The 4,682-nt window shown below is 53.2% G+C and carries 5 protein-coding genes; all 5 read right to left on the bottom strand.

Features of this window, described 5'->3' with window-relative positions; genetic code table 11:
• Positions 1–1,291, bottom strand: a 1,291-nt coding sequence (locus tag ACETWG_10980) for an SIR2 family protein (protein ID MFB0517108.1), incomplete at its 3' end; no start/stop codon positions are given.
• A 69-nt stretch (positions 1,292–1,360) separates the two neighbouring features.
• Positions 1,361–2,461: a redox-regulated ATPase YchF gene (ychF, locus tag ACETWG_10975; GenBank protein ID MFB0517107.1), complete on the bottom strand. Its 1,101-nt coding sequence runs from the start codon at positions 2,459–2,461 to the stop codon at positions 1,361–1,363.
• Positions 2,462–2,570: 109 nt separating this feature from the next.
• A complete protein-coding gene (locus ACETWG_10970) occupies positions 2,571–3,227 on the bottom strand; it encodes a thioredoxin family protein (protein MFB0517106.1) in 657 nt (218 codons plus the stop codon).
• A gap of 45 nt (positions 3,228–3,272) precedes the next feature.
• A complete protein-coding gene (nagB, locus tag ACETWG_10965) occupies positions 3,273–4,019 on the bottom strand; it encodes a glucosamine-6-phosphate deaminase (GenBank protein ID MFB0517105.1) in 747 nt (248 codons plus the stop codon).
• Between the two features lie 106 nt (positions 4,020–4,125).
• Positions 4,126–4,635, bottom strand: coding sequence for a hypothetical protein (locus ACETWG_10960; protein MFB0517104.1), 510 nt, complete (start codon positions 4,633–4,635; stop codon positions 4,126–4,128).
• Positions 4,636–4,682: the final 47 nt, after the last annotated feature.

Below are 4,682 nucleotides of genomic sequence, written 5' to 3'. Positions count from 1 at the left end.
AAAGCCGGTCCGCTTCCTCTCCCGTCTTTTGCTCTGCCTGATTGCTAATAGCAAAACCCCAGTTATTTAGGGCCTCATGCTTGTCTGGCTTAATCTTCAGCGCCGACTCGAACTTCTCATACGCCAGGGCAAACAGGCGTTCCGCATCAGCTCCAGTCTTCATCATCGCCTGTTCACCGAGAGTAACGCCCTGCATCACGTAGGCCCATGCAATCAGGTCAACCAGTTTTTCGGGGAGCGGGGCCTCAAATCTTTCTCTGATGGCAATTACTTTATCATATTCTCCTGCCATCATTAGAGCATTTGCGTTTTGAACGGCCCTTGAAACCTCCTCAGGCTGGCCGGTACCTTCCGTTTCTGCTTCATATTTAGCCTTACACTCACGAATCATTTCCTTGGCCTCGTAGGTTACATCAGATTCTGTTTCTTGTGTTGGCAACTTATAGGGTGTAAGAGTATTAAAAATCGCCTCCAGGTATGAAAATGGTTTTTGTATTAAATCAGGCGGAAAACATCCCAAATTTTGTGCTAATACGGCTAAGAAATCATCGGCGTCATACCCCTGAACATAAAATGCGTATTTATCTTGGGTAAGTAATCCCTTGTATACATGCATTGCTGGTTCACTATCTTTATAGCACACCCAATAAAGATTATAATCAAACCGAGGAATAGCCGCCAGCTGATTAAAAACAGGATCGTTCCGGCCACTGTAGCCGACCACTATCCATACACGGCCACGACCTGCATCTAGAAATAGGGGAGCTAAAACCTTCGAGAGTTTTTTCATTTCCTGTGGGGTATGGTACTGAACAAATCCTGATCGCTGTCCATGGAGGTAAAAGATAGCGCGCTCGGGTATATCTTCCGGTCTGAATTCGGGTGATACGGCAAAATCGTAAACAGCAGGAAAAATACCTTGCTGGGCGCAAGCTCTGACAATTAGCGAGTCGAAATTTGTGGTTAGGACTCGGTCAACATATCCTTTCTTAATGAGGCATGCCATCGCAACGTGGGCCCAGTTAATAGTAGCGTTATCAACATATTTTGCGATAAGTGATTTTCTCTCCCCAGGAGCAAGCTGAGCCATACAATGAGGGTAACTCTTATCCTTTGCTCTATCATACGCCCCTGAATACCTATCTTTTATTTCAGTTACAAAATCGTCTGCCAGTGGGATTCCTGCCTCTACGGAACAGCCCGCCCCGATGAGCAACGTGCATTTTTTGTCATAGTCCTTAACGTTTCGCAGAGTATCAACTACATCTTGTATGGTACGTTTAATTTCCATTTTAAAACCTGCTTGAGCAGAAACGATATGTGGAAGAGATATTCATGCGCAAATGTAGTAATGAAATAACTATCCTGTGAATTTAAAATAGATCACATCCCCATCCCGCAGCTGGTAGTCTTTCCCTTCCAGGCCGGCAACGCCCGCTTCCTTCACGGCCTTCTCCGAGCCCAGGCGGACCAGGTCGTCGTAATGGAAGACCTCGGCCTTGATGAAGCCTTTCTGGAAGTCGGTATGGACAGTACCGGCGGCGTCCCAGGCGGTGGCCCCCCGGTGAAAGGTCCAGGCCCGCGCCTCGTTGGGATTGCAGGTGAAGAAAGTCTGGTATTGCAGCAGGTCGTAAGCGGCGTGGATGAGCTTGGTGAGTCCCGCCTCGCCGAGGTGGTATTCCTCAACGAAGGCTGCCTTCTCCGGGTCATCCAGCAGGGCGATTTCCTGCTCCAGCTGGCCGCACAGGCGGATGGCCCGGTTGTTCTCCCGGGCGGCAAAATCGAACAGGGCCTGTATCTGCGGCGAACGGTCCCCGCGCTCCATCTCCGCCTCACCAACGTTGGCCACATACAAAATAGGCTTACAGGTGAGCAGGAATAAAGGGCGGATCAGGTTCCCCTCCGCTTTTGACAGGTCCATCGTGCTGGCCAGGTGGCCGGAGTCCAGCCCCTGCTGAACTTTCTGCAGGGCCGCCAGCTCCTCGGCAGCAATTCTATCCCCGGAAACAGCCGGTTTCTTTACCCGCGCCAGGCGCTTTTCTATCGACTCCAGGTCTTTCAAGAGCAGCTCCATTTCGACGATCCCGGCATCCCTGACCGGGTCGATGCTGCCCTCCACATGGCTGATGTCCGGATCTTCGAAGCAGCGCACCACGTGGATCATGGCGTCCACTTTCCGAATGTGAGCCAGGAATTGGTTGCCCAGGCCTTCGCCTTTGCTGGCGCCCCGGACCAGTCCGGCGATGTCCACAAACTCCACCGTCGCCGGGGTTACCTTGGCGGGTTGATATATGCGGGCCAGCTGCTCCAGACGCTCGTCGGGCATGGGCACTACTCCCACATTGGGATCGATAGTGCAGAAGGGGTAGCTCTCGGCGGGTACCTGCGAAGCTGTCAGGGCATTAAAAATGGTGGACTTGCCCGCATTGGGCAGCCCGATGATACCGCACTGCAGGGCCATAACGGACTGAATTTACTCCTGTTCAGGGCATGTGTGAATGGGCAAGGAGAAATCCCCGCATCCCACCGGTATTTAAATGGGGATAAAAGCGGTTGACCGGCAGTTGAGATTACGCCCTGGCGCCTTTCCCCGCCGCCATGAGCACCCGCTCCAGAAACTGGGCTTCGGGCAACGCCCCTTCCGCCGCACTTTGCTCATTGGCCACTGTTTTCGGGACACCCATCACGCCGTATCGCTGGCCCAGATGAGGAAACTCGATGACCTCCACCATATCAGCCACCACCTTATCGCTTTCCAGGGCAAATTGATGCGCCAGGTGCACCACCCGGGGACAGTAGGGGCAGGTAGGAGTGACAAACACCTGCAAATGAACCGGATCAGTCAAAGCGGCTAGTTTCTGACGCGTGGACTCGGCGAGTCCCGAATCACCTTCGGAAACCATCACTATGTCTTCCAGGAGGGTCACAAATTCATACCCCGAGGGTATGCCATAAAAGCGAATACCCACATCCCGTTCGCCCATGACCACCGTAGCAGGGATCTTATCGATGTGGTAGGCTGCGGCCTGGTCTTTGTCTTCAATGAAGTTGAACACTTCCAGGCTGATCTTGTCGGACAGGCCAGCCACTTCTTCCATGATCCGGCGGGTATCTCCACAGTAGTCGCATTCGATCATCTGGGTGAAGTTGACGATCTTAACCGGGTTTACCAGCTCGACAAACCGCTTTTTGATCTCCTCCCTAACAGAGTCATTCAGCAGCACCATGGTTCATCCCCTTTGTTTGCCGGATGATAGTAGTCACTTTGGCAGCTATTCAATCAGCCATTCACCAGACAGCAGGCTGGCCGCCTCTTCGTCGACCAATATGGTGGCATGACGGTGCATCTGGACGATGGTGGCCGGCACCATGGCCGAGATCGGACCCTCGATGGTATTTTTGATGGCCTGGGCTTTGCCTTTACCACTAGCCAGCAGGAGCAGCTTCCTGGCATCCATGATGGTGCCGATGCCCATGGTGATGGCGTACTTGGGCACCTGATCCATACTGTTAAAAAAACGCGCATTGTCTTGCCGGGTCTTATCTGTGAGGGTCTTAATCCTGGTCCGGGAGCCCAGGGACGACCCGGGCTCATTGAAGGCAATGTGTCCGTTACCGCCAATCCCCAGAATCTGCAGATCGATGCCCCCAAATTTCTCAATCTGTTCCTCATACCAATCGCAGTGTGCCTCCACATCATCGGCCATACCAGCGGGAACATACACATACCGGGGATTGACATTGATGTGCTTGAACAGGTTCTCCCACATGAAGTAGTGGTAGCTCTGATCATGCTTGGGTGGAAGTCCCACATACTCATCCAGATTGAAAGTGGCTACCTTGGAGAAATCCAGTCCATCTTCCCGATGCATGCGGATCAGTTCCCGGTACATGCCTAAGGGAGTGCTGCCAGTGGCAAAGCCCAGGACACAGTCAGGCTTTCGGCGTACCAGCTCCGCTACAATCTTGGCACCCTCCTTGCTGATAGCCTCATAGTCTTTTCTAACTAGCAGAAGCATATCTCACACCTTTCCACTCTGTTTGTCGTTTAGTTCATATCTCCGGATAGGCCGGTCGATTATCCTAAAAGGTCATTGAAATTATTCTCCTCCCATCGGGCCGCAGCTACCACCTGACCTCGATGCCAAATGCCGGCAAGACCTCGCCACCCACGATGGCTGGCCGGAGGGCAATATCAATGTGGGATCCAGGCCTGAGTCCTACGGTGCTACCTGCTTCCGGCCGGGGTTCGATGATCCGCCGGGTGAGGAAAAAGCCAGCTAGACTCCCACCAATAGTGGCGACCTCATAATACCTGCTTTCAAAGCTGGTATCGGTGATGATGCCCAATCCGAAAGCAAAGGCGCCGCCGGCTATGCCACCAAGACCCATCAGGGCCGTCTGGCCGAAGGAGTAGTCCTCGCCTTTGATAAAGCGGTCGGTGGCCCATAGGCCTCCCAGTCCGCCGGCTGTTACTATCCAGAGTATGGCCGTGTCATTCTTATCAACCTTGAGGCCGAATATATCCGATACCATAGCTCCATAAAAGTTGCCGGTGGCCCGGCCGACGACCAGCATCATCGCGTCGCCAAAGGTATAGCGCCGGCCACCGTAAAGCTTGTGTCCCAGGTACATGCCTAGGTGCTAGCCCGCGATGTCGAACATAAGCCGTTGCTTGCGCC

The sequence above is a fragment of the Candidatus Neomarinimicrobiota bacterium genome, assembly GCA_041862535.1.
Lineage (GTDB): Bacteria > Fidelibacterota > Marinisomatia > SCGC-AAA003-L08 > TS1B11.
This window is presented reverse-complemented; position numbering and strand designations above follow the sequence as displayed.

What these genes read in the sequence shown, in the direction of transcription:
- ACETWG_10970 (MFB0517106.1), bottom strand. Translation starts at nt 3,227, where the DNA reads ATGGTGCTGCTGAATGACTCTGTTAGGGAGGAGATCAAAAAGCGGTTT.
- ACETWG_10960 (MFB0517104.1), bottom strand. Translation starts at nt 4,635, where the DNA reads ATGTACCTGGGACACAAGCTTTACGGTGGCCGGCGCTATACCTTTGGC.
- ychF (MFB0517107.1), bottom strand. Translation starts at nt 2,461, where the DNA reads ATGGCCCTGCAGTGCGGTATCATCGGGCTGCCCAATGCGGGCAAGTCC.
- nagB (MFB0517105.1), bottom strand. Translation starts at nt 4,019, where the DNA reads ATGCTTCTGCTAGTTAGAAAAGACTATGAGGCTATCAGCAAGGAGGGT.